The sequence below is a fragment of the Amycolatopsis sp. NPDC051128 genome, assembly GCF_040682715.1.
Taxonomy (GTDB): domain Bacteria; phylum Actinomycetota; class Actinomycetes; order Mycobacteriales; family Pseudonocardiaceae; genus Amycolatopsis.
Genome location: NZ_JBFBBN010000001.1, coordinates 1 through 2,970 on the forward strand (window position 1 = coordinate 1; position 2,970 = coordinate 2,970).

A 2,970-nucleotide genomic window follows, 5' to 3' on the forward strand; every position below is an offset into this window, starting at 1 on the left:
GCTCACCCCGGTCGAGTTTGAGACCATCTACACGACCGCATCAGCGGCCTGAGAAACAGTCAGCCCCGGTGTCAACCGAAGTCTGGGCAGACCCGGCAGAGACCCTGCCGACCAGCTCACGCACAACAGCACGGACCTGTTCACCCAGCCGGACGGTGCGTCGCTCGTACCGCTCGACCAGGCCGGGCACTTGCTCCCGGAAGGTCTGGCGCGCGCACTCGATGACCGAGCACCGCATCCGCCGCACCCGCAACCTCACCAGCACCCGACGTCCATCAACCGGCACATCCGCCGGGACCCGCTCGTGGAAAGCATGAACCCGGCCCGTCGGCGTCCCACAGCCAGCGCACGCCACCGCATCGCCCCTGGTTGACGCCCGTACCACGATCACCTCTCCAGCGTCCTCGACACCCTCAATCGACAGCGCCGAAAGCCCCGAAAACACCGCACCGACCAGCTTCGCCACCTCAGCCACAAACGATCATGACAAGCCCGCAAAACCCGTCCCGGCCGGGGACCCACCACACCACCACCGAAAGTGCGCCAGAGCCGAACGTTTTACAGTCCCGTACTGGGCAGCCGAACCGTGGGCAGCCTAGATTGTCCGGGTCCATGGCGCGGGTGTTAGTAACAGTAGGTGACCGGATAGCGATCCTAGGGCGTAGGTTTCGGCACTCGTCGAGCTTTGAGTCGTCAGGGAGGTTTCGTGTTAGAGGAGGCGTTGGTCGCGTTGGCGGCCGCGGGTGGCACGGCGCTGGTGGAGGCCGCGGCCACGGATGCGTGGTCGAAGACGAAGGAGAAGTTTGCTCGGTTCCTGGGCCGTGGCGACCAGCAGCAGGTCGCGGTGGTGGAAGGGCGGCTGGAGCGTACGCACACGGAACTGTTGCCCCTGGCAGGCGCGGAGCTGGAGCGGGCACGGGAGGTACGCGCGACCGAGTGGGCGACACGATTGCGCGACGTACTGGAAGAACACCCTGAGTCCGCCGATGAGCTGCGCGGCGTGGTGGAACAGTTGAAGGCGGACGGGGTGTCGGTGACGGCGGTCACCGGTGACCACAGTGCCGTTGTCGGCCGTGATTCCACGACGTCGGCAACCTCCGGCGGTGTCGCGGCGCAGGCGATCCACGGGAACGTGTCGACGTCGGGAAACCCTCCCCAGCCCGGGACGAATCAGGACTGACTGTTCCCGGGGGTCCAAACATTCGTGCCGACACCGTCTACTTGGCCAGTTCTGGCGGTGTCGCAGCAGGCGCCATCGGCGGCTTCGGGACGGCTCCCACGGTGCCATTCACGGTGGAGCGGGCGGCTTTCGCCCAGTCGGTGGCCGTGCCGCCGGACATCATCGGTGGTGAGCACCTGCGTGGCCGCGGCCGGGTTGTTCAGGATTTGCTCAATAGTTTCGAGGATGCCGGCGACGGTGAGCGTTCCCTTCTTCTGCACGGGTTGGGAGGCAGTGGGAAGACCTCGATCGCCGCGGCGGTGGGACGAAAGCTGTCGGCCGAAGGGGTGGACGTCTGGTGGGTGTCTGCGGTCGACCGCGCGCGGCTGGTGGCGGGTATGCACGCCGTCGGGCGTTTGATCGGGGCCAGCACCGAGGAACTCCAGGCCGACGATGCAGCGGAGGCGATCTGGCGCCGATTGAATACACAAACTCAACGGTGGCTACTGGTCGTCGACAACGCCGACGACCCCGAGGTGTTCGATGTGACCGCGGACGGGGTGGTTTGGGCGGACGGGTGGATCCGCCCGGTCCTCAATCATCGCGGGCTAGTCTTGGTCACCAGCAGGCGCAGCGGCGGCCGGACACATGCGGGTCCGCGGCTGCGGCAGATACCGGTGGACATGCTCGATCCCGCCGACGGTGCCCAGGTGCTGCTCGACCTCGCAGCCGGCCGCGGGGACATCAAGGCGGCGTGCGCTCTGTCCGAGCGGCTAGGAGGGTTGCCGTTGGCGTTGAAAGCGGTTGGCCTCTATCTTGCTAAGTCCGTGGATGACCTGTGGGTCGATGACGATGCTGTCATCACGTACCAGGACTTCCACGCCGCCCTCGACCTGGGCCGGACGGACCTCATGCGCACCGCTCCGCAGCATCAGGCCGGCAGCACGGGACCGGTGGTAGACGAAGTCTGGCGGATGGCGATCCGCTTGCTGGAGAAGCGGGGCCTCTCACTTGCGGGCCCGTTCATGCGGTTGCTCGCTCACTTTGCTCCCGCCCCGCTGCCTTACCGCAACATCCTGCGGCAACATGCCCTATTCGACTCGCCAGTGTTCGCCGGTCTGGACCGCGAACAGGCCGGATCGTTGCTCCACGAATCGGCGGACCTTGGCCTTTTCAGTCTGACTGCCGCCGCCGCGTTGACCCCTGCCGATGCTGCTATGCCGGTGCTGCAACTGCACCCTCTGATGCGCGACGCCAGCCACCGTTACCTCGATCCTCTCCACGGTGACGACGACTATTTGACCACTGCCGCGCGATTGCTGGTCGGTTCGGTCGCAGGTGAGCCCGACTGGTCACCACAGGATCACACCAGATGGCGCTTCTGGACTTTGCTTGCTCCGCACGCCTTTCATCTACTGCCTGCCGTCGCACGAACCGACATCGACCAGACTTTGGTTGACCGCGTAGCGCACACGGTCGACCTGGCCGCCCGGCATTTGTACGTCCGCGGCTTGCGCGCACAAGCCGAAGCCGAGTACCAGTCGATGCTGCGGGCCTGCAGCCGCGCTCTTGGCGACGAACACGAACGCACGCTTGCGGCGCGACACGGCATAGCCTTTGTCGCAGCGGGCAAGGGTGACTTCGCCGCGGCCCAAGCGGAGTACGAAGTCGTCCTCGACCTCCGGCGAAAGACGTTGGGCGAGAATCACCCCGATACCCTTACCACCCGGCACAATCTCGCTGGCGTGCTGCAGCATCTGGGCGATCTCACCACAGCGCGAACCGAGTACGAAGTCGTCCTCGACCTCCAG

At 65.9% G+C, this 2,970-nt stretch carries 2 protein-coding genes and 1 pseudogene; 2 read left to right on the top strand and 1 reads right to left on the bottom strand.

Translation table 11 applies throughout. From position 1 onward, the window contains the following. Positions 1-94: 94 nt before the first annotated feature. Positions 95-445, bottom strand: a pseudogene (locus tag AB0M82_RS00005) (transposase family protein); the annotation flags it as partial. Between the two features lie 261 nt (positions 446-706). On the opposite strand from AB0M82_RS00005, the gene AB0M82_RS00010 reads away from it, so the two are divergent. Both AB0M82_RS00010 and AB0M82_RS00015 read left to right on the top strand, forming a co-directional pair. Continuing rightward, entirely contained in the window at positions 707-1,180 is a 474-nt protein-coding gene (locus tag AB0M82_RS00010; protein ID WP_364715863.1) for a hypothetical protein, read from the top strand. Positions 1,181-1,281: 101 nt separating this feature from the next. After that, the coding region (locus AB0M82_RS00015) for a tetratricopeptide repeat protein (RefSeq protein ID WP_364715866.1) at positions 1,282-2,970 on the top strand (1,689 nt) is incomplete at its 3' end.